Annotated in this window: 23 protein-coding genes; 10 read left to right on the top strand and 13 right to left on the bottom strand. The window is 45.6% G+C overall.

Going from position 1 to position 24,428, the window contains the following annotated elements:
• The first annotated feature begins 94 nt into the window (after nucleotides 1–94).
• Complete coding sequence (murA, locus tag SPICA_RS01130; protein WP_013967706.1) at nucleotides 95–1,378, top strand: UDP-N-acetylglucosamine 1-carboxyvinyltransferase; 1,284 nt, start codon at nucleotides 95–97, stop codon at nucleotides 1,376–1,378.
• A 46-nt stretch (nucleotides 1,379–1,424) separates the two neighbouring features.
• Here the strand turns inward: murA and SPICA_RS14580 are convergent, their stop codons facing one another.
• The 8 genes from SPICA_RS14580 to SPICA_RS01170 form a co-directional block, all read right to left on the bottom strand.
• Nucleotides 1,425–2,219, bottom strand: coding sequence for a J domain-containing protein (locus SPICA_RS14580; protein ID WP_013967707.1), 795 nt, complete (start codon nucleotides 2,217–2,219; stop codon nucleotides 1,425–1,427).
• Entirely contained in the window at nucleotides 2,219–3,994 is a 1,776-nt protein-coding gene (locus tag SPICA_RS01140; RefSeq protein ID WP_013967708.1) for an LptF/LptG family permease, read from the bottom strand. The genes SPICA_RS14580 and SPICA_RS01140 overlap by 1 nt, the downstream gene beginning before the upstream one ends.
• A complete protein-coding gene (locus SPICA_RS01145) occupies nucleotides 3,987–4,832 on the bottom strand; it encodes a hypothetical protein (RefSeq protein ID WP_156789605.1) in 846 nt (281 codons plus the stop codon). The genes SPICA_RS01140 and SPICA_RS01145 overlap by 8 nt, the downstream gene beginning before the upstream one ends.
• Before the next feature lie 353 nt (nucleotides 4,833–5,185).
• Nucleotides 5,186–5,764, bottom strand: coding sequence for a winged helix-turn-helix domain-containing protein (locus tag SPICA_RS01150; RefSeq protein WP_013967710.1), 579 nt, complete (start codon nucleotides 5,762–5,764; stop codon nucleotides 5,186–5,188).
• A gap of 54 nt (nucleotides 5,765–5,818) precedes the next feature.
• Entirely contained in the window at nucleotides 5,819–6,517 is a 699-nt protein-coding gene (locus tag SPICA_RS01155) for a PspA/IM30 family protein (protein WP_013967711.1), read from the bottom strand.
• 13 nt (nucleotides 6,518–6,530) lie between these two features.
• Nucleotides 6,531–6,920: a type III secretion system chaperone family protein gene (locus tag SPICA_RS01160; protein WP_013967712.1), complete on the bottom strand. Its 390-nt coding sequence runs from the start codon at nucleotides 6,918–6,920 to the stop codon at nucleotides 6,531–6,533.
• Between the two features lie 36 nt (nucleotides 6,921–6,956).
• Nucleotides 6,957–7,508 carry an STAS domain-containing protein gene (locus tag SPICA_RS01165; RefSeq protein WP_013967713.1) on the bottom strand — a complete coding sequence of 184 codons (552 nt, stop codon included), beginning with the start codon at nucleotides 7,506–7,508 and terminating at the stop codon, nucleotides 6,957–6,959.
• Between the two features lie 177 nt (nucleotides 7,509–7,685).
• Entirely contained in the window at nucleotides 7,686–8,441 is a 756-nt protein-coding gene (locus tag SPICA_RS01170) for an SDR family NAD(P)-dependent oxidoreductase (protein WP_013967714.1), read from the bottom strand.
• A gap of 20 nt (nucleotides 8,442–8,461) precedes the next feature.
• Here SPICA_RS01170 and SPICA_RS01175 point away from each other — a divergent pair, with 20 nt between their 5' ends.
• Both SPICA_RS01175 and SPICA_RS01180 read left to right on the top strand, forming a co-directional pair.
• Nucleotides 8,462–9,214, top strand: coding sequence for an RNA methyltransferase (locus SPICA_RS01175; RefSeq protein WP_013967715.1), 753 nt, complete (start codon nucleotides 8,462–8,464; stop codon nucleotides 9,212–9,214).
• A 59-nt stretch (nucleotides 9,215–9,273) separates the two neighbouring features.
• Complete coding sequence (locus tag SPICA_RS01180; protein ID WP_013967716.1) at nucleotides 9,274–9,756, top strand: hypothetical protein; 483 nt, start codon at nucleotides 9,274–9,276, stop codon at nucleotides 9,754–9,756.
• On the opposite strand, the gene SPICA_RS01185 is transcribed toward SPICA_RS01180, so the two are convergent.
• Genes SPICA_RS01185 through SPICA_RS01200 form a run of 4 tightly spaced genes read right to left on the bottom strand, consistent with a single transcriptional unit; the run spans nucleotide 9,757 to nucleotide 13,914 of the window.
• On the bottom strand, nucleotides 9,757–10,872 hold the full coding sequence (locus tag SPICA_RS01185; protein ID WP_013967717.1) for a sigma-54-dependent transcriptional regulator: 1,116 nt from the start codon (nucleotides 10,870–10,872) through the stop codon (nucleotides 9,757–9,759). It lies immediately after the preceding gene.
• 2 nt (nucleotides 10,873–10,874) lie between these two features.
• Nucleotides 10,875–11,618 (bottom strand): WecB/TagA/CpsF family glycosyltransferase, encoded by a 744-nt coding sequence (locus SPICA_RS01190; protein ID WP_013967718.1) that lies wholly within the window; start codon nucleotides 11,616–11,618, stop codon nucleotides 10,875–10,877.
• Nucleotides 11,597–12,412: an RsmE family RNA methyltransferase gene (locus tag SPICA_RS01195; protein ID WP_013967719.1), complete on the bottom strand. Its 816-nt coding sequence runs from the start codon at nucleotides 12,410–12,412 to the stop codon at nucleotides 11,597–11,599. The genes SPICA_RS01190 and SPICA_RS01195 overlap by 22 nt, the downstream gene beginning before the upstream one ends.
• On the bottom strand, nucleotides 12,412–13,914 hold the full coding sequence (locus SPICA_RS01200; protein ID WP_013967720.1) for a S41 family peptidase: 1,503 nt from the start codon (nucleotides 13,912–13,914) through the stop codon (nucleotides 12,412–12,414). Before SPICA_RS01200 ends, SPICA_RS01195 begins: the two co-directional genes overlap by 1 nt.
• Nucleotides 13,915–14,004: 90 nt before the next feature.
• Here SPICA_RS01200 and SPICA_RS01205 point away from each other — a divergent pair, with 90 nt between their 5' ends.
• Genes SPICA_RS01205 through SPICA_RS01225 form a run of 5 tightly spaced genes read left to right on the top strand, consistent with a single transcriptional unit; the run spans nucleotide 14,005 to nucleotide 20,987 of the window.
• Nucleotides 14,005–14,418 (top strand): hypothetical protein, encoded by a 414-nt coding sequence (locus SPICA_RS01205; RefSeq protein ID WP_013967721.1) that lies wholly within the window; start codon nucleotides 14,005–14,007, stop codon nucleotides 14,416–14,418.
• The gene (locus SPICA_RS01210) at nucleotides 14,418–15,569 is read left to right on the top strand and encodes a nucleotide-binding protein (RefSeq protein WP_013967722.1); all 1,152 of its coding nucleotides are present in this window, start codon (nucleotides 14,418–14,420) and stop codon (nucleotides 15,567–15,569) included. The genes SPICA_RS01205 and SPICA_RS01210 overlap by 1 nt, the downstream gene beginning before the upstream one ends.
• 19 nt (nucleotides 15,570–15,588) lie before the next feature.
• Nucleotides 15,589–18,489, top strand: coding sequence for a flagellar assembly protein A (locus SPICA_RS01215; RefSeq protein ID WP_013967723.1), 2,901 nt, complete (start codon nucleotides 15,589–15,591; stop codon nucleotides 18,487–18,489).
• 57 nt (nucleotides 18,490–18,546) lie between these two features.
• On the top strand, nucleotides 18,547–19,584 hold the full coding sequence (gene lgt, locus SPICA_RS01220) for a prolipoprotein diacylglyceryl transferase (RefSeq protein ID WP_013967724.1): 1,038 nt from the start codon (nucleotides 18,547–18,549) through the stop codon (nucleotides 19,582–19,584).
• Between the two features lie 11 nt (nucleotides 19,585–19,595).
• Nucleotides 19,596–20,987 carry a pyridoxal-phosphate dependent enzyme gene (locus SPICA_RS01225; protein ID WP_013967725.1) on the top strand — a complete coding sequence of 464 codons (1,392 nt, stop codon included), beginning with the start codon at nucleotides 19,596–19,598 and terminating at the stop codon, nucleotides 20,985–20,987.
• Nucleotides 20,988–21,066: 79 nt separating this feature from the next.
• On the opposite strand, the gene SPICA_RS01230 is transcribed toward SPICA_RS01225, so the two are convergent.
• Nucleotides 21,067–21,513 carry an Hsp20/alpha crystallin family protein gene (locus SPICA_RS01230; RefSeq protein ID WP_013967726.1) on the bottom strand — a complete coding sequence of 149 codons (447 nt, stop codon included), beginning with the start codon at nucleotides 21,511–21,513 and terminating at the stop codon, nucleotides 21,067–21,069.
• A gap of 343 nt (nucleotides 21,514–21,856) precedes the next feature.
• Here SPICA_RS01230 and SPICA_RS01235 point away from each other — a divergent pair, with 343 nt between their 5' ends.
• Both SPICA_RS01235 and SPICA_RS01240 read left to right on the top strand, forming a co-directional pair.
• Nucleotides 21,857–23,878 carry a plasmid pRiA4b ORF-3 family protein gene (locus tag SPICA_RS01235; protein ID WP_013967727.1) on the top strand — a complete coding sequence of 674 codons (2,022 nt, stop codon included), beginning with the start codon at nucleotides 21,857–21,859 and terminating at the stop codon, nucleotides 23,876–23,878.
• Nucleotides 23,879–23,930: 52 nt separating this feature from the next.
• The gene (locus SPICA_RS01240) at nucleotides 23,931–24,422 is read left to right on the top strand and encodes a PTS sugar transporter subunit IIA (protein WP_052296312.1); all 492 of its coding nucleotides are present in this window, start codon (nucleotides 23,931–23,933) and stop codon (nucleotides 24,420–24,422) included.
• The last annotated feature ends 6 nt before the right edge of the window (nucleotides 24,423–24,428 follow it).

Below are 24,428 nucleotides of genomic sequence, written 5' to 3' on the forward strand. Positions count from 1 at the left end.
AAATGCTTTTCCATCGGTTTTATACCATGCATTAATTCATTGGGTGATATGTTAAACAGTTGACCAGTTTAGCATTGCAGGATATGGTACTTTTATGCACGAATACCTTATAGAAGGCGGAAAGCCCCTTTCAGGAACCATAACCGCCAGTGGAAATAAAAATGCAGCCCTTCCCTGTATTGCTGCAGCCCTCTTAACCGATCAACCGGTCGTTTTAAAAAATATACCCGCTATCGAAGATGTCCAGGTCATGCTGGAAGTCTACAAAGCTCTTGGTGGAACCGTGGAGCCCATCGGGCACAATGCATACCGGCTCACTGTGACGAATATAGTGAGCGATGAAATTCCTGTAGCCCAGGCAAAAAAGATCCGGGCTTCCATTCTCTTTGCCGGCCCCATGCTTGCCCGTAACGGCCGGGTGGTTCTGCCACCTCCCGGCGGTGATGTTATCGGCCGTCGCCGGCTCGATACCCACTTCCTGGCCCTTACCGAACTGGGCGCCCAGGTAGAGATAAACGGTTCCTTTGTATTTACAGCATCTCGTCTGCAAGGGGCCGACATCTTCCTGGATGAAGCCTCGGTAACCGCCACCGAAAACGCAATCATGGCTGCGGTGCTCGCGAAGGGCCGCACCCTTCTCACCAATGCGGCCAGTGAACCCCATGTGCAGGATCTCTGTAAGATGCTGGTATCCATGGGTGCTCGCATATCAGGGATTGGTTCCAATGTGCTCACCATCGATGGGGTCGAGCGGCTTTCAGGCACCGAATTTGCCATCGGTGCTGACTTTATGGAAGTTGGTTCCTTTATAGGCCTTGCTGCAGCCACCAGGAGCGAACTTACCATCACCAATACCCGTCCTGAGGATTTACGGCCTGCAAAGATAGCCTTTGGCAAACTCGGGATTCAGTGGGAGGTTGATGGAACTACAATCCATATTTCTAAACAGCAATCCCTTAAGGTGAATACCGATTTGGGCGGTATGATACCGAAAATCGATGATGCTCCATGGCCAGGCTTTCCGCCGGATTTAACCAGTATCATTACTGTCGTCGCGACCCAGGTGGAAGGCACTGTGCTTATCCATGAAAAGATGTTCGAGTCCCGTATGTTTTTTGTGGATAAGTTAATTGGGATGGGAGCCCGGATTGTACTTTGTGATCCCCATCGGGCTGTTGTCACCGGTCCTGCCCGACTTACGGGATCGGAGCTTACTTCTCCGGATGTGCGGGCTGGCATGGCTATGGTCATTGCAGCCCTTGCAGCAGAGGGAAAGAGCCTTATCCGTAATGTGTACCAGATTGAACGGGGATATGAACACCTGGTGGATCGCCTTGCTACTCTGGGTGCGAATATCAAGCGGATTAACGAGTGTTAAAAGTTTTACTAAAAATGCTCAGCATTTTAATAGGCTCTCCCCAGTGTTATAGATTGTGTTTGAATGAGGGTTCCCTATTTTCTGACAGGACTTTTTTATAGGCTTGTCGGATTGTAATAAATTGTTCCTCGGCGGCTTGTTGCTCTGCTTCTGAAAGCAAGGATAAGCGATCTGGATGGTACTGCAGGGCAAGCCGTCTGAAGCTCTTTTTTATTTCCTTAACCGAAGCCCCCGGTGCAACTCCGAGAATATACCAGGGTGAGTCTTTGTTAATCTTTTCTGTTTCCGGAGCGATTACCTGAGTAATTCTATGAAGGCGTTCCCACTTCCCTGATGAGTATTTGGTAACTAATTCCTGAAGTGTAAACAGGGCTTGTTCCGGATTTACATCCTCTTTCAATCGAGCCTTTAGGCTTTCTGCCAGAAGGTCTACATTCAGCAGGTCCTGATTATCCCGTGCAAGTCGGCAGAGCATTTCGATATGGGGCCAGTCACTGAGGGTCCCATGAAACAGATTCAGAGCCTTTTCTACTATCGCCTTTTGAGACAATTCCGTCCCCTGTGTTGGCTCCGGTATGATGCAGTACACTGCGAGAGCACAAAAGGCAGTAATGCCAGGTTTCAGTTCTTTCTTAAAACGGGGATCCGCCTGGATAAGGTAGCTTGTAATTGACCGCTCCAAAAGAAATTGCTGTAGGATAGGTTCCAGTAGGATTCCGATAAGCAGTCCAATGAAAGCGGTAAAGATCCCCCCTATGAGGCCAATTATAAATCCAAAAATTACTAGGAAATGGATTCGTATCCAGAGATTGATCCAATTCCACAGTTTTTTGAAACTCATTAGCTCCGTTGACCTGCAAGAAAGAAAATTGCAAAAAATAAAAGTATCAGTTCATTCAAAATACAGATAATAATAGTAAGGATCATGTTGAAATGTAATAGTAAGGAGGTATTGATAATCGTACCGATAATCCTACTCCCTTCCAGAATCAGGAAAAAAACGATAGGCAGGAGAAGTATCATAGGAAATACAATTAATCCTGGTTTTTTAAGAGGTCGTAACCGCCAGCTTAGGGCAAGGGTGGCTATACTGAGCACCAAACATAAAAAGGGATCCATAATACGGTTTAGTAATTCAAGCTGAAAAATATGAGGAATAAAACCATAGGTTGGCAGTTTCTTTTGTGCATTGAAAAGTTCTAGAATTGAAAGGTTTTTGCTGTTAGTTTGTGCATGACTTGCAAGTAAGAAATCTTCATAGGATATAGACAGAACGAGGAAGGTTTCTTTCTTACCTGTAGTCACAGACCATCGGGGCTCCCAAACTAGATTTTTATTATTTTTATCAATTGCTTTAAGCAACATAAGGGTTTTATTTTTTGCAAATGGACTAAACTTTGCATAATCTGATTGTACCGATTGTTGCAGATCCCCTGCAGTATTGAAAATCTGGAACGTAACCTTTGTTCCATAGGATACATCAGAAAGTATGGTGAGCGTATCTGCCTTCAAAATTCCAATTCCAAGATTACCTTCCTGGTTGTTATGGATGGGTATAGAAAACAAACCATAGGAAAGGGTTTCTCCAACTGTTTTAATCGCTTCATCCTGGAAGAATGCTACCTTTTTTGTGCCAGAGAGGGCTGTTTCTTTATATTTCTTGACATCTGGGTCTGACGGAACCTCTTGAGCAAGAGTGTTAAAAATGTAGTAGGCCTGTATGTAGTCACCAACCTGGATTGCATTATACCCTTCTAATTTATCCTTATAAACACGATATTCCTTTTCTTTTTGAGGTGTAGGTTTTTGTTCGGCGATGGTATTCCATGCCTGAGCTGCTAGTCTTGTTGCTTCCGTAGCTTCAGGGCTTCCTGGTTTTGCCATTTTTTTTGCCATGCTTGCATACCAATGTGCATCAAAGGCGTTGTTGTGGTTTAGATTGTTCTTAGCAAGATTAAGCGCTTCTCTGATTGTTACGGGACTCTGTTGTCCTGGAAGGAGCGGAATGAGACCCTCTGGTGTTTCCATATAGCCTTTTTCAGGGCTCTGATGTTCTAGATCGATTAGTTTTCCCCGCTCCTTTTCCTGGGCTACCGCGAGTTTATCCCGTAATTCCTGGGTTTCCTTGCTTTGTTTCCAGATTCGTTCACAGATAGCCAGGTGAATGGCCGCTTCTTTCCAATCCTCCCGCTGAATTTCTTCGGTGGCTTTTGCCTTTGCATCATTAAAGATCTGTGCCTGGGTATACATTCGATACCGGAAATCGAACAGTATTGGCTGAAAGAGGAGCAGGAGAATCCCATAAACCGCGGAAGCTCCGATAGTGGCAATAAGCGGTTTTGCCATGGTGCTGAAAAATTGTGGGGAGAATCGGCCCTGATTTTGTTCCTCAAAAATAGAAAACACGAAGACCAATGCTAACGCAGAGAAAAGTATGATAGGAAAGAGGGTAATGAATTCAATAAGTGCTCCCACTAGAGGCCAGGAAACATTAAAAATCGGGAGTGGTGTTGGTTCTGGTGAAGAGAATAACTGTTTTCCCACCAATATTATGAGGGCGATCAGCGAGTACGCCGCCAGAATTGGTATAATCGGAATAGGCTTTGTTTTATCCATGGGCCTGTTTCCTGTCCTTACTTAGATAAAGAAGCAATGCAAAAATATGAATGAATGTTCCCAATACAACGAGAGGAAAGAGTGCTGTATAACGATGAAATGGTTCTTGAAGAATAGGATTGATAAAAGTAGTAATAATCTGGACTACCGGTTCTAAGAATAAGAAATTTTGAATCCAGAGAGAAAATCGGGCCAGTAAAAAACCCAATAGAAGATTGGCTAGGGGCCATCCACTGATTGAAAGAACTGGTCCAAGGGAGCTTACGAAATACAGAAGTAATACTACAAAAAGTGCAAAAGAAATGTAGCCTTGAGTCCAAAATGATGCTGCATGATATCCAAGGTCTTTCCCATCTTTAATAATACTTGAAATTAACCCGTTTCCTTTCGGTAAAAGGGCTTTTATAAGAACCGGCTCCTTTGGAGTGGTGAGTAAAACTTCTTTTTGTTGTGGGGAAATGAGAATAGTGCCCATCTTTAATGTAATAGTACTTGAACTTGTGTGCTCTGGTGGTACTAGCGGAATAATTCGTTCAAAAAGGTAGACCGAAGCGACGCTCAGTCCTGATAACAAAATAAGTAATAGGGGGACTCTAAAAATGGTAAGGACCTTTTTTCGTACAGCGTAGTGTATGCCAATAATAAGGGTCCCATAGAGGGTTAGCACAAGGTTTGTCCAAAAATGGGCTCGAAGTAGTTCTTGCATTTTGAGAGGTCCCACTGGGAAATGGATCCCATGATATAATAGTGTATAAAGATATTCCAAGCTAAAAAGCCAGAGCAATAGTCCCACAAAGAGGGCTATAACTAATAGTATCAACCGGGGTATCCCTTTCACAATACTAACAGCCTAACATGCAATATCGGCCTATGCAAGGTAAAAAATTATAACATGTTATACCCAAAAGCTCTCAATATATTCACAGGTTATCCACAATTAAATAGTTATTACCCCTTTTTGAGTTTCGCAACATGTAAAGAAATTGGATATTTTTGTTGATATATAAAAACTAAAGAAAAATCATATATATATAATATATATAAAGAAATAGTGTTTTAAAATCTTCAATTTAGCTTTTTGATAAAAAAGTAATGTCTACATTAATAGACAGCAAATTTGTATACTCCTATGCAAACCACAAATTATCCACAGAATTTCCACATTTTATACAGAAAGGGAGAAGTCCCTCTTTAATCAATCTGGTATCCAAAACCATATATTGTTTTAATCTGCAAAGGTTTATTCTGATCTGAAATGACCTTTAGTTTGTGTCGGAGCCTTGAAATCATCATATCGATACTGCGGGAATTTGGTTGTAATTCAGGATGAATGTGCTCTTTAATAATCCGCTTATGGATTCGGTGATTTTCAGACACCTCAAGAATCTTTAAGATGCAAACTTCATCATCATTGAGTTCGATGGCCCCAGCAGGACCATATAAGGTATTTCCATGTAGAGAAACAGCATATTCTGGAAACTCGATTTCTCGATTAACAAACAACAACCGAGAAATGCGAGCTTTGAGCTCATCTTCGTCAAAGGGGTACCGGATAAAGTCTTTTGCTCCAAAAAGAAAGGCATGACCTATAGTGGATGCTTCACCATAACAGAGAAAAGGGATGTGGTTTACAAGATTGAACTTGAATGTTTCCGCTCTATTGGTAGAGATAAGGGCGATACTAGGTATATGATATGTCTCGGGAATATTAATAGTGCATTGTACGGAAAAAGGAAACTGTCTAGATTGCAGCCAGTTTTGGTCTGACATGCTGGCTCCAACAACATACAGCAATCCCCTCTGATGCATTCCTTACCCGAATTTTTAGTTTGATGAATTATCCGGCAGGGCCTTCATTTTTTCCTTTAGTTCCATCAACATAAGATCTGCGGACGCATCGGATTTCTCCAGAGCTGCAAATCGTTTTTCCAGGTTTGTGTCTTTGGAAAAATCCTCCAGCTCTTTGGCCGCATCTGCTTCGGCTTCGAGCTGGTCGACCTTCTGAGCCATACGGTCAAAGGCTTCAAAGGCACTCTTATTACCGGTAACATTAGAGATGGTATTTTGTATTTTTTGCTGAGCCTCAGCCCGTTTAGCCCGGGCAATGAGCAGATTTTTCTTTCGCTGAGCTTCTTCAATCTTATTTTGCAGTTCCTTAAGGGATTCCTTTAGCTTTTCGACCGATGCTTTCTGGGCTTCCCACTGTTTTTTATATTCAACGTAATTATTTTCATATTCCTGTTTGCGCAAAAGGGCTTCTTTTGCCAGATCATCCTGTCCAGCCCGGACCGCAAGCATCGCCTTTCGTTCCCATTCCTGAGCCTGGGCTTGCTGATTTAAGGTTTCCCGTTCAAGTTTTTTTTCATCCGCAATAGCCATAGCAACGGCCTTTTTGGATTCAATTAACTGCTCATTCATATCAATGATGAGCTGATTCAGCATTTTTTCAGGATTTTCTGCTTTATTAATCATATCATTCACGTTAGATGATATGAGAGTTTTCAATCTCGAAAAGATTCCCATAGAGAAGGTCCTCCTACTTTGTTTTGGGAAGATATTCAGAAAGAATAGGATAATGCTGGGTCAGAGCCAGACTTATTGCTTCCAATGAGGATCTGAAATCTTCATAGTCCATAGTGTCATATTGAAGGGTGTCAATCAAGATAATATCATTATTCTCCAATGCATAAGCCCCATGGACCACATCACTGGCATTTAATTCTAACAATTTGGTAAAGAGTTCCAGTCTGTTTTGTTCCGGTGCATGCATAACCAGAACTCTGATAATAACCAGCGGTGCTTCATACATTACCACAACGCCGTTCAAACTGTGGTCTTCATCCTCAATGATCCACATATTGTCACCTAAATCTCTGTAGGTGAACATTAAATCGATGAGGTACCGTTCAATCTTAGATTCCGCCATGGGGAAACTCCTTCTCGGAATCGATTTCTAACAGGATTATCCGAGGAACACCTGCCCCGCATTATCTATGGCTAATATCGTCTTGCATTCGGAACAGCGGAATCGGCCTGGTTTTACCGCTTTTAATTTCTTTGAACAGATCGGGCATGAAAAGATTTTGGGGAATACCGATGTCTTTTCTGTTGGAGAGCCGGAACGGAAAAAGTCGATAGACTCTTCCAGATTATCTTTGATATTGAAAAATTGAGAAAACCCTAATAGCTGAAATACTTCAAATACCTTGGGTTGAATTTCCAGGAGTACCAAATCACCCCCTCGGGGCTTAACCGATTTGAGGAAGGCGGTAAAAGAGCCAATACCGGTTGATGAAACGTAGTTAAGTCCGCCACACTGGAAGATAAGCCGAATAAAGCCAGCCTCTATTGCCTTTGCTACCCGTTTCTGAAAGTAGTTGGAGTTATAGGTGTCAATATATCCGGTAAGATATAGTACCAGACATCCATCAACCTCATTCACTTTCTGTAGCTTAATCTTGAGACTTTCGTCCTTTTCATCATCAAACCCAGGTACGATATCGTTATTAGTCATGACGCTCCTTCCGTCCTGAGGCCACACGGCTTAGAATACAAACCGCTGCTGCACTACAGAGTTATCGTCTCTATAGTATCGGCTATTGAGAGACCAATATACACTATATTATAAGTCTCTCACTACTTTGTCAAACAGGTAGCCCCAGTTTTATTAAAAATCATAATTTGTATATAACTATATTACAAGCCCCTTATCCAATGCAATGATAGTACCATTTTGATGAGGATTATGCAGAATTGCAAGGGCGGTTTCTGCAATATCTTCACATTGTAGCAAAATGCCTCCGGGGGCTTTTCCCAGTGCATAGCGACGGGCCTGTTCATCAAGATATTCGGTCTCGGTCATACCAGGGCAAATGACATTACAGGTTACATTGACTGAGCCGCCAATCCTGGCTACTGACTTGGCAAGAACCCCAAGGCCGGTTTTTGCCGCTGAATAGGCTGTGGTGGTGGTAAAACCGCGGATGCTGTCCGTATTGGTGCCCCCAAATAAGAGGATTCGTCCCCATGCTTGCTGTATCATGGATTCCAGGTATGCGGAAACGAGGGCTCCCGGCAATGCAAGATTCATGGTAACAAGATAGTCCCAGTCTTCGGCGGTCATATGGGTGATGTCTTTTTTGAAAAAGGGGCCATAGGCACAGACAAGTATGTCTACCTCAGGTGCAAATTTGAGCAATGCAGGTACCGATTCAGAGCCTGTGATCGGTTGTAAAAGGATGCGATGCTGTTGCTGCTCCAGGGGACATCCCTGCTTCATCTGGATCTGTTGCACCTCCTGCAGGGTGTTTTCTAGTCGAGAACGGGAATGTCCCCCGTGAATGTATAGCTGTGCCCCCGCTGCGGCAAGGGCCAGGGTTACCGCTTTTCCAATACCCCCGGAACCTCCGATCACCAGGGCGCTTCGGTTGCTGAAAAATGTATCCATGAATGATATAGTAACCTACTATGCAGCTTTTGGATATTATTATAGTGCTTTGTCGTCCCGCAGAATCGGGAAATGTTGGTGCAGTTTGCAGGGCTATGAAAAACATGGGGCTCTCGCGGCTCCGTATTGTTGCGCCTGAAGCTCCTTTAATTGAAGAACAAATTCGTGCCCGGGCTGTACATGCAGGGGATGTTTGGGAACAGGCCGAGCATTTTGCTACTCTACAAGAGGCTGTCGCCGATTGTCCCCTGGTCATTGGAACTACCCGCCGGCGGGGGAAAAAACGAAAAAACCTGTCTATGACCCCTGAGGAAGTAGCAGAATTCTGTTTTTCCCGGCCCGGGCCAGCAGCTTTGGTCTTTGGTAATGAACGGACAGGGCTTGATGCGGATGAAATTGCCCTTTGCAACCTGGCTTCTCATATCCCTGTTGATGAAGCTTTCCCATCCCTGAATCTTTCTCATGCGGTACAAATATACACCTATGTTTTGCACCGGTATTTTACAAGCCATGAGCTTAAGGATATTCCGGGAACATGGAAGCCGGTTTCTCAGGATGAAATAGAAAGGCTTGTACAAACCATAACCAATTCGCTGGCTTCCATTGGTTTTTATAAACAGGCGGGCAGAGATTTGCAGGAACGTTTTTTTAGGGATCTCTTTGCCCGTGCGGGGATAACCCGGGAAGAACAGATGTATCTTGAAGGCATTTTTAAGAAAATGAGTAAGCTTGCTGAGATGAATGGCTCCGCTTATTCCGAGCAAAGCAGTTAGTGGTGTGCTTATATAGTTCTGGCCTTGTCAAAGGGCATTTGTCACTACATACTTATGGTATGAAACGGTTCTTTTTTGTATGTGTGAGTATCTTATTGTTTGCAGGTTCCCTGTATGCTCAAACATCGACGGCTGCGGTGGGGAAACAATCCGTTACGGTAGATTTTGCGGTAACCATGAGGGATCTTGCTGTGGCTGCGAAAACCCAGGATGATCGGGCAATTCCCACCAACCGGGCTATCATTCTCGATGGGGATATAGGGACCATTATAGTTCATGAAGATACCGCTACATCCTTTGTTGCAGAAGTAGAACTCCTAAATGGTATATGGGTTGATGAAACCCAGGTTGAATTGTACCGGACCTATATCATTTGTGAAGGTCTCCAGTTTCGGTCGCTGTTTGATTCCCAATCACCTTCACGATTAAAAAGCGGCCAGACCGTTATGGTTCTGGCTACCTATGAAGGTTTGGGCATGGATTATGATGGGAAAACCCCCGTACCGGTAGTACAAGCGCTGAGTATTCGGCGTATCTATTAATCAGAACCGGATATGCTCGGGCCGGATGGTGCTTTCAGGTCCTGCGAGAAGCTTTGCCCGTTCCAGGCACATACGCAATTGTCGGACATTCCCTGGCCAGTTATACTCACAGAGTTTTTCAATAGTTTCATTGGCAATTTCGTGTTCATGGGATGGTACAAAATAACTTGTAAGGATAGGTATATCTTCTTTTCTCTCTCTTAGTGGTGGGATAGTGAGGGTGATACCTTCCAGTCGATATTTTAAATCAGAACGGAACTGTTTTTCTGAGATGAGGCTATCAAGATTTTTATTAGTAGCGCTAATGAGGCGGAATGATACTTCATGGATGGTCTTCCCGCCAAGATGTTGAATATATCCGTCTTCAATAACCCGTAACAGTGCTGCCTGGGCTGTGGGGCTTGCTTCGGCTATTTCATCAAGAAACAAGGTTCCCCCATTAGCCTGTTCAAAACAGCCAGCATGGGGCTTAGCGTCAGTAAATGCACCCTCATCACAACCAAATAATTCACTTTCTATGAGGGTTGGTGGAATAGCTCCCATATTTCGAACAATGTAGGGTCCCTTGTTGCGTGGAGATCGGTAATGAATTTCTCGAGCTACTAGATCTTTCCCCGTACCACTTTCTCCATAGATAAGGATGGGAAGGTTTGAATTAGCAAAGGTTTGTATTTCCAATTTTAATGTTTCAATTGGCTTAGAGTTTCCAATAAACAGGGAATGGCTTAGGGGTTGATGATGTGCGGTTTTGAAGATAGGGGATTCAGTTATTATTTTGGTTAATCGATATCGGAGCATGGTTGATGTATATGGTTTCGAAAGAAAATCTCTGGCTCCTAGGTGTAGAGACCGGACTACGAAAAGTGGTTCTGTGTGTCCTGATAGGATGAGCACTGGCGGCGGGTTATAAAGACCAGTAATATCCGATAGGAGTTTGAAACCATTTATTTTCGGCATATGTAAATCGAGAATAACCGCCGCGGGCTGATGCTTAGTAATCTGGGCTATAGCATTCTGAGGTTTTTGGCAGGTAATCACGTGATAGGTATCGATGAGCTGGAGTGTCAGCATTTGAAGCTGTTCCTCTGCATCATCAATACAAAGCACGGAATACATGGTTACCCCCGACGGAACAATTTATAATATAGTAGCAGAAACTTGTAATAAAGATAGGGGAAAATTCGAAAAATGTGTAATGGATTATGGAACGTGTAGCCTATCCATTCAAAGCCACGATCAAAGGTTTTTTTGCCAGGCCGGTGTTTTCGCTCTGCAAACACATCGAAAAGATCGCTACACCATATTTTAATGCCTGGCCCAAGGGCGAGTTTGTTGCGGGCAAGCCACCGTTCTTGTCCTGGAATTCCTCTAGCCGCAAGGAGTAATGATGGGCTTGCTTTTCGAATTGCAGTGAGAATTGTAGCCTCTTCAGTCCGCTTAAAATCACCGGTACAGCGCCCTACAATCCTTAGACGAGGAAAGGTGTGTTTAAGATTTCGTTCGGCAGTTTTTAAGCTTTTAAGATGAGATCCTAAGAGATATACCGATTTTTGTCGTTCTTCCAAAGCAGTAAGGGTTTTTATGAAAAACTCAAAAGGCATGACTCGGTGAATAGTTTTGCCTGTTAAAAAACGTACTCCTCCAACAATACTTTTAGAAATTGGTATAACCAGGGCAGCGCTTTGTACATAGGCTCGATAATCATTATTTTTTCTTGCCCGTAATAAATCCCATAATGATAATAATACAATATGATGACTTTCACCGGTTTCGAGTAAATTGTAAAGCAGTTCTGGTAATTGATCCAAAGATACGTTACTAATTTTAACTTTCAGGCAGCTTATATGTTCAACAGATTCCATGATGCTTTCTCCAGCAGTAAAACTTGGACTGCGGCGGTTGCAAAGATGGCTGCGGTTTCAGTCCGTAATACATTCATACCAAGCAACAGAGGCTTAAACCCCTGCGCAATACACTGGTTTGCTTCATCCTCGGAAAATCCACCCTCTGGTCCAACTGCAATCAAAACCGATTCAACACTCCCTTCAAGATATCCATGCAGAGTTCCCTTTGCAAGGGGGTCCTGATGAAGGAGTAATGCCCTGCAGTTGAGTGTTTTTTGTTGTAGGGTATTCCAAAAAACAAACATACCAGCCATATCGGTTATGGGGTGAATCTGTGTCTCCACATCGGAGCCGCTTTGCTGGCGGGCTTCTTTTATAATACGGTTCCATCGTTCGAGTTTTTGCTGGCTTGCGGTCATATCTAGTCTTGGTACTGAATGTTGGGAAACAAAGGGAATTATATGTGATACCCCTGCTTCGGTTGCCTGACGTACAATAAGGTCCATCTTTTGACCTTTAGGAAGGGCCTGACATAGAATGATAGGTGGAACTGGCGGCAGGATCTCTCGTCGTTTCTGGTCAGCCCTGGCACTATCCGGTATGACACCGAGTTCGTCGATAATAGCGGCTTTGAGACTGGTTTTCCCAATTTCTATAATTTTAAACAAAGTCTCTGTCCCGTTGGGCAGCAGGGCTCTGAAATGGTCCCCTGCCTCAAGTCGTAGCACCCGCACCAGGTACCGGTACTCCCTGCTTCCCAGGTTAAGTATTCCCGAGGTACCCGGTGCTTCAGTAAGAATCAGCCGCCTCATCAGGGTTTTTTTAGTGTTTCAGCGGCCTCTTTTGCCGTAGACTCATCCTGTAATTGTTTCAGGGTTTTCGCCGATTTGAGTAATTCGGCTACATTTTCCTGGCGGAGAACTTTCACCGCTTCCTGTAATTGTATGTCATATTCCAGATCATAGACCGGAGCAATGGATGTCCGATTCCGTTCATCTCTGATCAGCCGTTTTAAGAGGGTTACCTCCAGTCCATATGCAGTGGACAGTTGTTTCGCAAAACTATCAATTCTTTCCTGGTTGGCAGATGGTTCAGCTTTAACGAACGCAGGAATTTTATTGTCATTTATCAGCTTATTCAGGGCCTCTGCTTCTTTTTCCGTAAGGTCGGGAATTTTTATTTCTCGATCTGGGGGGATACCCTTTTTATCAATATTAACATCGCTTGGTGTGTAATAGCGGGCCATAGTCAATTTAAAGCCTGAACCATCTATTGGATATACTTGTTGTACGGAACCTTTCCCGAAGGACCGCTCACCGATGAGATACGCCCGACCCCGATCCTTAAAGGCTCCTGCTACAATTTCAGAGGCTGATGCGGAACCTCGATTTATAAGTACAACCACAGGAATTGAGGTTGGCACAAGGGGGTTCTTACGGGCTGTGAAAACCGCATTTTCATCGGGCAAACGGGATTTTGTAGAGACAACTACACCGCCATCGAGGAAAAGGTCCGATACCCCGATTGCGGACGAGAGGAGACCCCCATAATTGTTCCGGAGGTCAACAATAATTGCTTTGTAGTTGTTTTTCTTAAATTCGTTTATGGCCTGATGAACCCGTTCTGTGGTCATGGGTGTGAAGGTAATGATACGGACATAGCCGATATCGGATCCAACCATGGCATGTTTTACCGTTGGAACTTCGATAATCGCTCGGGTAAGTTTTACAGGAAATTCTAACTTATCACCCCGACGAATGAGGATGGTGACTTCTGTTCCTGGAACTCCCCGCAGTTTGGAAAGTACCTGGTCCATGGTAAGTTTTTCGGTGTTTTCACCATTTATTTCTATAATGAGGTCGCCTGGTTGTATCCCCGCACGCCATCCGGGAGTATCCTCAATAGGTGCCGCAACCTCCACATAAGGGGGCTGGCCATCAGGTTTGGGCCCGGTGGGCTTGGAAATATAGAGACCTACCCCGCCAAAGGATCCCTGGGTGGTATCATTGAGATCTGACATATCAGCTTCGGTCAAAAAGGTGGAATAGGGATCATTAAGGGCTTCGAACATGCCCTTCATGGCCCCTTCATAGAGGGTTTTGGGATCAACCTCATCTACATAATGTCTGAGAATGAAATCATAGACATTTTGAATAATTGAGGGATAATTTTGTGCAGCGGTATTTTTATTCTGGGCCTGAATATCACTGACCGCTACGAATACAAAGAGTAAGCTGAAAATGAGGGTTGATCCAATCCAGATCCTGGAGTGAAAGCCCTTGCGTTTGGGCGTTATGCTATTAGGTTCATTCATGAGTATATTCTAGAGATGAAACTGCCTTTGTCAACCAAGGAACTCATAAAACCTCTTGACCGGCAGGATGGATACCCGTAGAGTTTTAGCATGAAGTTACACCAGAGCCTTAGTTTGAGCGTCCTGCTGTATGAAGTCGTACGGGTGATTGCTCTGCTTATCATTGTTTCCTCCGTGCAAACTGAGTCATTGCTCAGTCCTGTATTCATCGCCTTTTTACTGGCACCGCAAGTACTCTTTGTTTTTATGGCTCTTTTTATATGGATGGATGAACAGAAATATCATATGTATCTTCCCCTTTATATTGCCGGTAAAGTAATAACCCTTTGGGCTGGTCTATTATGGGTAGTTGTTTCATTCCAATCCATCCTAAAGTCATGGGTTATGTATACAGGTAATCCCACAGAAACCCTCATGCTAGCCTTTACCGTCTTGATACCCCTCGAAATTGTTACCATAATTGGTATGAGCCTAAAGCTGAAAAAATCAGCGGAGGATAAGTGATGCGTATTCTTCCCATAGCCAGTGGAAAAGGCGGTGTTGGCAAGTCACTCATAGCTGCAAATTTGGCTATTGCCTTTGCACAGGCAGGGAAGAAGGTGGTTCTGGCAGATCTGGATCTGGGGGCTTCCAATTTACATCTGCTGATTGGGTATCGGGCTCCTAAGATTGGAATTGGCACCTTTTTAAGCGATCTTCGGTCTGATTTCTCCCGGGTAGTCGTCGATACGGATATACCAAATCTCCGCTTTGTCCCCGGTGATGCGGAAATCCCGGGCAGTGCCAATCTTAAGCCTGCCCAGGTGAGTGCTCTAGCCCGCCGGCTTTTAGGTCTTGACTGTGATATCCTGGTACTCGACCTGGGGGCGGGTACCCATCAATCTATATTAGACTTCTTTCTCCTATCGGGCCAGGGTATCGTAGTTACCACCCCGACGGTTACTGCCACCCTGAATGCCTACCTCTTTTTAAAAAACACCGTCTTCCGTCTTATGTATTCCTCCTTTAAAAAGGGGAGTGGTGCCTACACTTATTTGGAAAAATTGAGAAAGGACGGTTCGAGCCTTCAGCAGCTGTATATTCCTAAATTGATGGAAGCGATTCGGGAAATTGATCCGGAATCCTATACAAAATTTAAAGAACGGATGAAGCTGTTTCATCCTCGACTTATCATGAATATGATTGAGGATCCTAAGCATGCCGAGGTGGCCCAGAAAATAAGGCGGTCCTGTGTGGAATACCTCGATCTTGAGATTGAACATCTTGGGGTTATCTATCGGGATACTCTGCAGGATACAGCTCTGGCTGCCCGGATCCCCATTATTCTCTATAAAAACCAGTCTATTCTTTCCCAAGCAATCTATCGGATTGCGGACAAAATCCTGCAGTCTGAAGAAGAACATGTGCTTCTGGAGGGCCGGAGTATCGAGGAAAGTTTCCAGGAAGCAGAGCTGGAAGCTGAGGTTGATTTTGATGCCAAGATGGAATATGTGGAGGATCTTCTGCATTGTGGTGCCCTGTCTATGGCTGATCTTGTGGAGACCGTGAAAACCCAACAACTCGAAATTAACCAGCTTCGCAAAGAGAATTTGTTTCTGAAAAGCAGACTCGTAAAACTCTTGTCGTCGAGTTCCTCTATGCAGCCGCGTAACTAGTACATAGGGAGATAGGTTGATGGCAGGGACTATGGTAAAGGGGGATATACAGGTACTCGTCGATGCCATGGAGATTGAGGTAGCCCTTTCCTTTACACCTGCTAAAGAAGGCCAGGAATGGTCTGGTGATGTGGTTCTAAAACTATTGGGAGAAAAACGCTTTTCTCCACTTCCCTCGCCAAAGCTGATAGAAGAGGTACTCCAGCGTTTTGCAAAAGCTAAAGGTCCTGTTAAAGAAATCATCCTTCGTGGCGAAGCCTCTCAGGATCCGATTCCGGAAAAGGTTACCTGGTCTGAGCTGCCCGTGCCACCTGAACTGGCCGCTCTGATTCCAGAAACTGCAGCCAAGGCTGGTCCGCCAGTTCTTTATCAAATCCGTGTCGAAAAAATAAAACGAGAAACAGTGGTTTTTAAACCGGGACCCCTACCTTTTTTACCACCAAAGAAAGAAGTCGTAATTAGCTATGATAAAAAGGAAATAGAGGAGCCGATTTATGTTGATCCAACTGTCCTTGATTATGCCTATGCCCGAAAGGGTGAACGGGTTGGTCTTGTAGCTCCTCCCAAACCGGGTAAACCAGGAAAAAGTGTGTATGGAAAGCCCATACCTCCCGATACAACTATAGATACCCAATTCCATGTGGGTCAGGGTCTGGTTCGAGATAAGAATGAAATTAAAGCAGAGCGGACTGGAGTTATTCGGATTGGCAAAAATTGGGCCGATATGCTCTCCTTAAGCGGCCATAACTGGAAGGTTGAAAAAGGGAGTGATGGCATAAGTTATTTTTTATACTTGGAGCCGGGTAATCCCAAACTACCCATACCTCAGGTAGTAGATATTATTTCAGCCGCAGTATCCCAGGGTGCCCGGTCTGAGGATCTGCTGTCTGAGTCGGAACTAAACGAGCTAGTACAAGATTGTATATCGAATGGCACACCTCTTGAGGCTCACCCCCTTTCGCGATTTACGGACGGTTTTTGCCAGGTAGTAGTTTCTAAGGATGCCCTTGTAGCGACTCTGCATCTCCGTAAAGCCCTGGCCGGTGGAGCCCCTCTTACGCTGAAGGCTATCTCCGATACAATTCGTAATTCACGGGTCCGGGGCTTTGATGCTGAAAAAGTAAAGGCAGATATACTGGCCTTTATGCAAAGCCAGGATGTGGAACTGAAAGATTATATCCTCGTGCAAGGAAAAGAACCTGGTCGCGGTAAAAATAAGGAACTGCGGCTTATGGTTTCTTCGCTTCCTGAGGATGAACGTAATGCACTGGTGCAGCGGTTGTCCGGTGACCAAAAGGCAACCTCAATTTTAAGCACCAATGCGCTCTTTCCCCTAACCGAATGTACCGATATAGCTCTAGTTCAAAAGGGTGCACGTATAGCGAATCTTTCGCAACCAACATCTGGGAATCCAGGAATGGATGTGTATGGAAAAGAAATACCTGGTCTGCCCGGTAATGATCCGGATATTGATCTGGGAGAGGGTTTAACCTTTAGACCACCCGATATAATAGCAGAAAAATCGGGTGTTCTCTGTATAAAGAATGTTCCACCGATCTTTCGAGCTTTTATCCTCGAGTATCGAGATGCACAAATTACTGTACATGTTTCTCCCGATGCTATGGAAGCCCATCTCACGCTAGTCCGGGAGTCCGGTCCTGGAAAACCTCTTACCGCAGAGGCAATCAATCAGGCTCTGGCTGAGGCCGGAGTAATGCGGGGTATTGATGGTAGTGCTGTGGCAGAGGCTTTGAAACTTGCCCTGGAAACAGGATCCTGTGAATCCCGTCTTGTTGCCAGGGGAGAAGCCCCAGTACCTGCAGGGGAACAGTCAATAACTTGGCTTGTAGATTTGGAGTCCGGACCGGATAGTAGTGTACTACAGAAGGCTGCAGTGAAAGAAGGCCAGATTCTTGCACGAATTATTACAACCGGTGCTGATGGCCGGGCAGGTTTTGATATAAAAGGGAATGTGATCCCTCCCGAAAAGGGAACTGGAACAAAAATCCAACATGATGACTCTATTATAGAAAAACCTATTGCACAAGGTTTTGAATGGATTGCAAAAAAGACAGGGGATCTGGTGTTTGATGGTTGGACTGTAAAAATAAACTCGCTCTATGCCATCAAGACTGATGTGGGCCCCGCGACGGGAAATATTAATTTTGTCGGTGAAGTGCGTATAGCCGGCTCGGTTACATCTGGTTTTGCCGTATTTGGTGGTCAGGATGTGCTTATCGGTGGTGCGGTGGAAGCGGCCCTTGTGTCTTCTGGGGGGAAGGTTGTTATCAGTCAGGGGGTCATTGGCGGAGGTAAGGGAGTGATCCGGGCCCGAAAGACAATAGAAGCGGCTTTTGTGGAACAGGCGACCCTCCTGGCGGTGGAACATATCCGAATACAGAATAGTTGTCTTGGTAGTAACGTTAAGACCAATGGTCGCCTGTTGTTGGTAAGCGACCGAGGGAATTTGGTAGGAGGCCTTTGTCGGGCCCGGCAAGGGGTAGACGCGGCAAACATCGGCTCCGAACGGGCAATCCATACAGAGCTATCCTTCGGACAGGATTACCTGGTGATGGATCAGATAGAAGTAACCGAACGGGAAGTAGAAAAAATAAAACGAGCTCTTCAGGAAATTGAATTTAAAATTAAACGGCTAAGTACAGATGGTGCGAGCCTGGATGCAGCGAGGGCGGAGAAGGTTCGTTTGATGAAACTGCTCGAAAAATATGGGCTCCATCTCTTTACCCTACGGGAAAAATTCGAAGAACATCACACTTCAGAAATAAGGGTCCGGGGTACGGTGTATCCAGGGGTGGTCATAGAAAGTCATGGCCGTTATTATGAGATAAAACAGAGACGAACCGGTGTTGTGTTTTTCTTTAACCGCGATACGGGTCGTATTCAAGAAAAAACACTATAAAGAATAAGGGGACCACTAAAACTTTAGTTCTTAGCGGACCCAGAAGACGAGGAGTGTATGCTATTATATGTTTCGTATCCTTCCTGGCTTAAGCCGGAAATAATACCGGGACTGCCGGTTCGCTGGTATGGGCTCATGTATCTCGTAGCCTTTGTGATTGCCTATCTCTTATTTCGCCGACAACTGAAGGAACGGTCTCTGAAACTTGATGAGGACAGTGTCTCTTCTCTGTTTTTCTGGACTATTGTGGGGCTACTGGTTGGAGCTCGTATTTTTGCCACAATCGTCTATGATACCAGCGGCATCTATCTGCAAAAACCCTGGCGTATCTTTTGGCCCTTTGAGAATGGGAAATTTGTGGGTCTCCAGGGGATGAGCTACCACGGGGGGCTTATTGGGGCGACAATCGGCTTTATAGCCTACTGTCAGTACCGGAAATGGGATGCCCGGGAATTGGGGGATATGCTCGTTGCAGCGGTTCCCCTGGGGTATACCTTTGGAAGACTCGGTAATTTTATTAATGGGGAGCTGTATGGCAGAGTTACGACAGGTCCCTTCGGTATGGTTTTTCCCCTGGCAGAACAATTTCCCTACAAGCTTCCCTGGGTTAGAGAAATTGCTGATAAGCTGGCCATTATTCCGGTTAATGGCTATGTGAACCTCCCCCGGCATCCATCCCAGCTCTATGAAGCCCTCTTTGAAGGGGTAGTCCTGTGGGTTATTCTCTGGTTACTCCGAAACCGGCGACCCTTTAAGGGGTTTCTCATCGGTTTGTATGTGATTGGTTATGGTACCTTTCGCTTTTTTATAGAGTATCTGCGGGAACCCGACGCGGATCTGGGGTATCGGATAGAATTGGTAAAAACCGGCCTTCCGCCGGCTCTGTTTTCTTCATTTTTTAATTTCTCCACTGGACAAATCCTCTGTTTTTTGATGATCCTTGGTGGCGGCATCTGGCTCTACATCGCATCCCGGTTGCCCCACAACAGTCCGGGGACCATAGAGCTTGGTGCACCGGCCCTCGTGGAACAGCACCAGAAGGATCGGTCTAAGCGGAAACATGCAGAACGGAAACTGCGCAAAAAATTAAAATAATAAGGTTATCTATGAAGTATTACAGCACCCGTGACAAAACAACTGCCGTGCCCTTTTCTGTGGCCGCCCTCAATGGTCTTGCTGCCGATGGCGGGCTCTTTATACCCCAGGAAATTCCTCAGTTTGCGCCGGCAGTTAAAAACTCCCTCGGTTCTATGGGTTTTGCCGACATCGCCTTTGAAACGATCAGGCCCTATGTGCATGAGGATATCCCCGATTCGGTTCTGGGGAATATGGTTGAGTCGGCCTTTACCTTTTCCGCACCCCTTGTGCCGGTCCATGACCGTTTTATGCTTGAACTGTTTCATGGTCCTACGGCGGCCTTTAAGGATTTTGGCGCCCGCTTTATGGCCCGTTGTTTTGCCTATCTCAGGCGTAATGAGGACCGGGAACTGCATATCCTTGTGGCAACTTCGGGGGATACCGGCGGTGCTGTGGCTGACGGTTTTTATGGTGTGGAAGGTATTAGGGTGACGGTTCTGTACCCCAAGGGCCGGGTAAGCCCGCTGCAGGAGCGGCAGATTGCCGGTCTCGGCGGCAATGTCTCGGCTATTGCGGTAGAAGGCAGTTTTGATGATTGTCAGCGGCTCGTAAAAAGCGCCTTTGTTCATCCCGAACTGAACCGGAAAATGAACCTTTCCTCGGCGAATTCCATCAATATATCCCGACTTCTTCCTCAGGCAGTGTACTATGTCGCCGCTTCAGGCCTCGCAAAATCGGGTCGCTATAGCGAAGATGGGCAAGCTACACCGCGGCTTCGGGGGAAGGCGGAGGAACAGCAGGTAGTTCGGGATGGCAGGCTGGGCAAGGATGTGCTCTTCTGTGTTCCCAGCGGTAACTTTGGTAACCTTACCGCCGGTCTCTATGCCCAGGCCATGGGGGCTCCCATTGCGGGCTTTATTGCGGCTACGAACATCAATAAAACGGTGCCTGCATATCTGGCTTCGGGGGTCTATGAGCCCCGGTCTTCGGTGGCTACCATTTCCAATGCCATGGATGTGGGAGCCCCCAGTAATTTTGAGCGGATGACCGCCCATTGGTCCTATGAAGACCTTCGCGCCACTATCAGCGGTTTCTGGGTGGATGATGATAAAACCAGATTGACAATACAACGGGTTTTTGACCAGACTGGCTATGTCCTCGATCCCCATGGTGCAGTGGGCTGGAATGCGGTTGATCAGTGGATACATACAAAAACAGATCCTGAAAACCACTTGCATGGCTTCTCAGGACCTGTGGTAGTTCTTGGAACGGCCCATCCGGCCAAATTTGCTGAAACCGTGGAACCCCTCGTGGGCTCCGTACCGGTTCCTCCATCCCTTGCTCAGGCAATGGAGCGAACCGTACAATCGGTTACCATCAGGGCCGATGTGTCAGCCCTGGTGGAAACCCTCTTGAGCTAGAATCACTCAACCGCAGGGCGTTAAGGTAGTCCTGCGGCGCGAAGTCCTCTACATGGCAGAGGACAAAGCCCCCTTTGTATTACCCTTCGATTTTAATGAGTTTTCGTCGTGATTCTGGTCGTTTCTTGATATTCAGCGTCAGAAGTCCGTTCTTAAAGGTCGCGGTAATGGAATCTGAATCCACATCGTCGGGCAAGGTAAAGGACCGGCGGAAGGATTCGCTGTACCGTTCATGGATCAGATAGGATCCTTTCTTTTCCTCTTTGCTTTCATCCTTCTTGGATTCGATGGTGAGCACCTGGCCATCCACATGGACTTCTACGCTCTTTTCGTCATAGCCGGGAAGTTCCGCTTCCAGAACATACCCTTCGTCGGTTTCCCGGACATCGACAGCAGGAACCCGGCTTGAAAGACTGGTTCGAGCGGGGGTCATGGGGGACTCACCAAAGAAGGAATTGATGAGCCGGTCAAAATCATCCAGGGCGTTCTGGATTGTTACAGGGCGATAGAGACTTAATGCGTTCATAGGGTACCTCCTTATTGTAAGTTGTTTCAAATCATAGCGGGGTTTACAGCCCCTTCTTGTAGTGCATCAATATATTAGCAAAAATCGTGCCAAGTTTGCCTGTGTATATTATATATAATCTATATAAAGAAATAGCTCGTTTTATGTTGATGAAGTGCCGGGGCCGAAAGGATCCCCCAGGTCATGGGTGTGGAAAAAAGAATCAGTTGTGTTAAAAATACCCAATAATGCTGTGTATTTATGACACAATAAGCCGTTGTGTAAGGGCTGTTGGTGCATCAATATATGGTCATTTGAACCCGCTTGATACGGTGGGCATATTCGGTCCATAGTAGGGTTGTTTATGACCATTGAACAGGAAGACAGGCTGTATACGTTTCTCGAAGAACGGATTGAGCCCTTTCATGTGGCTGATGTGGTTGAAGCCATATATAAAACCGATTCTACCGGAGCATATCGGTTAGACGAAGAAGTGCATACCTTTCTCGAAAAACGCCGTCTGGCCTTTCCCCTGGCGAACCGATATTACCAGACCAGGCGTGGCTATTTCGAACATGCCCGTTTTGTGATTCGGCCAACACGGCTTGAGATTCAAAATGGTATCCTGATTCCCGGGCATCGTTGTCTTCCCTTTGAAAACCCGATTTTGTTTCCCCACGAATTTCAGTTCCTCTGGAAAGGAGAGGTGGTTCCAAAAACTACTACGGAAGGGTCTCCTGAAGATTTCTATTCCTTTTACAATCTCTATGGAGAAGAGTATGCTCCGCAGTATATTGCAAGAGATAATCCTGACAACGAAGTATCTTTTAATGCTCATCCCTATGAAGAGCCGGGAGAAGTATCCATCACTACGCTGGATTTACGAAGTTTTTATCGGGAAACTGCCTTTGTTCCGGGGTATGGGTTTATTGTAGAGGTAACCGACTGGAAAGCCGGTGTGTTTACTTTGCAGGAAGTTCTGCGTGAAGGGGAAGTTTCAGAGCCTTCCCGGGAATGGGCTCGACTGCTTGAACAGGGGTTTTTTACATCCTTTGAAATGATTGGTCCTGCTGCTTCTACCGAAGAACAGTTGGCTTTTGCATTCTGGTTTGGAGGGAGAAGATTGCTGGATCTGCCCGCTATGAGTGTCGAAACCTTTATGTATGAATATACCGAACGGATTGATACGGTTCCCTATGGGATGGAAACCCGCTTCTGGTATGCCGGCAAGGAAATCCCCGATATGAGTCACTGGACTGAAGATGGTGCTCCACCGGATAAAACTGAACTAGAAGAAATACTGTATACCTACGGACTCCCCGTGTCCGAATACGTGGTCCAATCCTATGTGCGGGATGCGCTCTATCAACAGGATAATGATCTGGCTGCTATTTTAGGCCGGATTGTTCCTGCTCCGATCAAAATGAACGGTGAGGATGAACTCATTTTAGCCCAGTACGTCATGGAGGTTTATGAAGCGTTCTCTCGAACCTACAGTATCTTTTTAGACAAGGATATGGGTCCGGTCCGGCACAGTGCCGCTGAATTACATACTGCTGTGGTCGCCCTAATGAGTCAGCTTAGCAGTCATGGTGTTGATCAATTCTGGCTGCCTCAGCATACCCTGGTGATACTTTCCCAGTTGCAGGTTCATTGTGCCCGTATTCTGGAAGATCTGGATCATGATGATCCCCATGAGGCTTCTGATCTCGAGACCATAGATATTGCTCTCGAAGGTATGATTGAAACCTATGAGGATATAAAGCATCGGGTTCAAGAGGCCCTCGATGGTTATCGGCGAAGCAGACTTTCGGTGGTTCGCTCTGAATCGCCGGATGCACTACAACCACAATGGCGGGCTCTTCAGCTTGTTATATCAGGCACTTCTATATGGCGCCGCATGCTTGTGTATGAAGCAAGTACCTTACATGAGTTGCACCAGATTATTATGGCTGTCTTAGGGTGGTCAGGACAAAAATTGCATGGATTTATCATTAATGGCGAACTCTATGATGCGGAAGGAAATTCAAGTGATCGTGATGAGCGGCTTCTGACACTGGGTGAAATTGTTAAGAAAGGAATAACCGAATTTACCTATAATTACGATTACACTGCGGAATGGGAAATTCGTATAAGCATTTTGCATGCCCTGGAAGCTGGGGAAGCTCCTCAGCAGGTGTGTTGTGTTGCAGGAGAAGGGGCCGCTCCTCCTGAACATATAGGCGGAGCCTTGCGGTTTCGTCGTTTCCTGGCGGCCTTGGATAAGGAAAACACCGCTGAACAGGCAGAGGCACGCCAAGAATTAGGAGAAAGTTTTAATCCTCAGCTTTGTGATCTTTCTACTTGTAACAATCGCTTGTTATCTTTATCTTTAACAGGGTCTTGAACTATTTTTTCTTATTTAACGCAACCTTAAGAATTATATACAAGGAGCGGCTATGACAGGACAATCTGATATATTTTCTATAGAGCTCTCTTCTCTCATTGAGCGAGGCGGTGTTTTTTATAATATTGGCGGCTCTTCAGTTCAGGAAGTCTTAAGCAACTTGGTTGAAGTGGTTACTTTGCCTTTAGGTCTCTCTAAAGAACAACTAAAAAAAACAATTATTGAACGGGAAGAACTCATGCCGACTGCGGTTGGTAATGGTATCGCTTTGCCGCATCCACGCAGCCCTCTTTTGGCTGACATTAAGGACCAGTTTATTACAATAGCCTTTTTACAAAAGGCTATTGACTGGAAGGCTCTGGACGGCAGGCCGGTTCAAACCCTCATTCTTATCGTTTCTGCTACTCCCAAGACTCATCTGTGGACCCTGTCCCGTATCAGTTTCCTCTGCCAGCAGGAATCGTTCCGGTCATTACTGGAACATCGGGCTTCAAAGGAAGAATTAATTGGGGCGATCCGTACTGCGGAAGTTGCCTGGAAATAATTTGAG

The organism is Gracilinema caldarium DSM 7334, from assembly GCF_000219725.1.
GTDB lineage: Bacteria > Spirochaetota > Spirochaetia > Treponematales > Breznakiellaceae > Gracilinema > Gracilinema caldarium.

Bases quoted from the DNA above. Each gene is read 5' to 3' on its own strand.
- murA (WP_013967706.1), top strand. From the start codon at position 95: ATGCACGAATACCTTATAGAAGGCGGAAAGCCCCTTTCAGGAACCATA.
- SPICA_RS14580 (WP_013967707.1), bottom strand. From the start codon at position 2,219: ATGAGTTTCAAAAAACTGTGGAATTGGATCAATCTCTGGATACGAATC.
- SPICA_RS01140 (WP_013967708.1), bottom strand. From the start codon at position 3,994: ATGGATAAAACAAAGCCTATTCCGATTATACCAATTCTGGCGGCGTAC.
- SPICA_RS01150 (WP_013967710.1), bottom strand. From the start codon at position 5,764: ATGTCAGACCAAAACTGGCTGCAATCTAGACAGTTTCCTTTTTCCGTA.
- SPICA_RS01155 (WP_013967711.1), bottom strand. From the start codon at position 6,517: ATGGGAATCTTTTCGAGATTGAAAACTCTCATATCATCTAACGTGAAT.
- SPICA_RS01160 (WP_013967712.1), bottom strand. From the start codon at position 6,920: ATGGCGGAATCTAAGATTGAACGGTACCTCATCGATTTAATGTTCACC.
- SPICA_RS01165 (WP_013967713.1), bottom strand. From the start codon at position 7,508: ATGACTAATAACGATATCGTACCTGGGTTTGATGATGAAAAGGACGAA.
- SPICA_RS01170 (WP_013967714.1), bottom strand. From the start codon at position 8,441: ATGGATACATTTTTCAGCAACCGAAGCGCCCTGGTGATCGGAGGTTCC.
- SPICA_RS01175 (WP_013967715.1), top strand. From the start codon at position 8,462: ATGCAGCTTTTGGATATTATTATAGTGCTTTGTCGTCCCGCAGAATCG.
- SPICA_RS01180 (WP_013967716.1), top strand. From the start codon at position 9,274: ATGAAACGGTTCTTTTTTGTATGTGTGAGTATCTTATTGTTTGCAGGT.
- SPICA_RS01185 (WP_013967717.1), bottom strand. From the start codon at position 10,872: ATGTATTCCGTGCTTTGTATTGATGATGCAGAGGAACAGCTTCAAATG.
- SPICA_RS01190 (WP_013967718.1), bottom strand. From the start codon at position 11,618: ATGGAATCTGTTGAACATATAAGCTGCCTGAAAGTTAAAATTAGTAAC.
- SPICA_RS01195 (WP_013967719.1), bottom strand. From the start codon at position 12,412: ATGAGGCGGCTGATTCTTACTGAAGCACCGGGTACCTCGGGAATACTT.
- SPICA_RS01200 (WP_013967720.1), bottom strand. From the start codon at position 13,914: ATGAATGAACCTAATAGCATAACGCCCAAACGCAAGGGCTTTCACTCC.
- SPICA_RS01205 (WP_013967721.1), top strand. From the start codon at position 14,005: ATGAAGTTACACCAGAGCCTTAGTTTGAGCGTCCTGCTGTATGAAGTC.
- SPICA_RS01210 (WP_013967722.1), top strand. From the start codon at position 14,418: ATGCGTATTCTTCCCATAGCCAGTGGAAAAGGCGGTGTTGGCAAGTCA.
- SPICA_RS01215 (WP_013967723.1), top strand. From the start codon at position 15,589: ATGGCAGGGACTATGGTAAAGGGGGATATACAGGTACTCGTCGATGCC.
- lgt (WP_013967724.1), top strand. From the start codon at position 18,547: ATGCTATTATATGTTTCGTATCCTTCCTGGCTTAAGCCGGAAATAATA.
- SPICA_RS01225 (WP_013967725.1), top strand. From the start codon at position 19,596: ATGAAGTATTACAGCACCCGTGACAAAACAACTGCCGTGCCCTTTTCT.
- SPICA_RS01230 (WP_013967726.1), bottom strand. From the start codon at position 21,513: ATGAACGCATTAAGTCTCTATCGCCCTGTAACAATCCAGAACGCCCTG.
- SPICA_RS01235 (WP_013967727.1), top strand. From the start codon at position 21,857: ATGACCATTGAACAGGAAGACAGGCTGTATACGTTTCTCGAAGAACGG.
- SPICA_RS01240 (WP_052296312.1), top strand. From the start codon at position 23,931: ATGACAGGACAATCTGATATATTTTCTATAGAGCTCTCTTCTCTCATT.